This window comes from Flavobacterium sp. UGB4466 (assembly GCF_903469665.1).
GTDB classification, from domain to species: domain Bacteria; phylum Bacteroidota; class Bacteroidia; order Flavobacteriales; family Flavobacteriaceae; genus Flavobacterium; species Flavobacterium lipolyticum.
This window is the reverse complement of sequence record NZ_CAGKLC010000241.1, coordinates 1-1,196: the sequence shown is the minus strand read 5'-3', so window position 1 is coordinate 1,196 and position 1,196 is coordinate 1. Positions and strand designations below refer to the sequence as shown.

Sequence of the window (1,196 nt, the reverse complement as noted above, 5' to 3'; positions counted from 1 at the left end):
CCCAAATGATCTTTGTATTGGTACACATATTTTTTACCTATGTAATCGTAATACCCCTCTGCCGTAGGGAAAAACTCTAAGGTTGGTCGCGATGGTACAGCCTGACTTGCCGATTGTGCTGTGAAGCCACTAAAACGATTGGCTTCTACCGGTGGATCTTTAGGAACCGGGTCGAACCCATCGATTGGGTCTTTCGGATTTCCCGGATCATCCGGTGCAGGAGGATCTGGCTCTCCACCGCCTGGCTCAACAAGATCAACCGGAATACTTTGGTCCTCGCTATACCTGTACTGAAATCCTCCCAGATAATCAGTATGAGTTGTACCGCTGACCTCTTTTACAATTTTCTTCAGTTTTTGCCCCGCTGCGTTGTAAATATACTCAATCGTGCCATTTGTTCCAAATGTAATTTTCTTAGGTAAATTCAGATGATTGTATTGTATTTCGGTGATGTTTTTGTTTTTGTCTGCAATCATATTCCCATTGACATCATACGTGAAATCATCCCCTGTTTTATTGCCGTCTTTAAAACCTTTGTTGTCATTTCCGACGGGGCCGTCGGTTACTTTAGTGAGCTGGTTCGAGTTTTGATCTAAATAACCGTAAGTTAAATCATCGGTTTGAAAAACTATAGAAGGTGCATCACTGTCTCCATAACGCTGCAAAGACTTGATATTTCCGTTTTTGTCGTAACTCAAACTTTCGTTATACGCTCCTGAAACCGGTATAGCGTCATTGGGTTTACTGTAAATGGCACTGGTCAGACGGTTCAGCTTGTCGTACTGATAGCCATAGGAACGCTTGCTAAGATCCGTATCTGTTGTCCAGGTGGTCTCTGAGATATTTCCGTTGTACAAGGCCTGAATCTGCGAGTTGCCCGGCTGTTTGTCATAATTAATTTTAAAAGCAAACAGATCTTTAGGATCTGTGTCCTGCTGCAGGTCCTCTACATTGTTGATTCCGGTAAGCCAGCCTCTGATGTTGTAACTGTAGTGTACTTTCTGTAACGGAGTTCCTGCGTTGTTCCCCACATTTTTAACGCTCAGTTGTCCCAGATCATCATAAGTATTGTTCGCCAAAACTTCAACAGTTCCTCCGTTGATTTGATGGGTATGGGTTAGTAAACGGTCTTGTGGCGAATAGGTGTATTCTTCTCTTATGGTGAGTTCTGTGTCTCCGGAAGTACGTTTGTGTTT

The 1,196-nt window shown here is 43.2% G+C and carries 1 protein-coding gene; it reads right to left on the bottom strand.

The genetic code is table 11. The annotated features are described in order from the left end of the window. Positions 1 to 1,196: RHS repeat domain-containing protein (locus tag JO950_RS21870; protein WP_370528160.1), on the bottom strand; the 1,196-nt coding region annotated here is incomplete at both ends.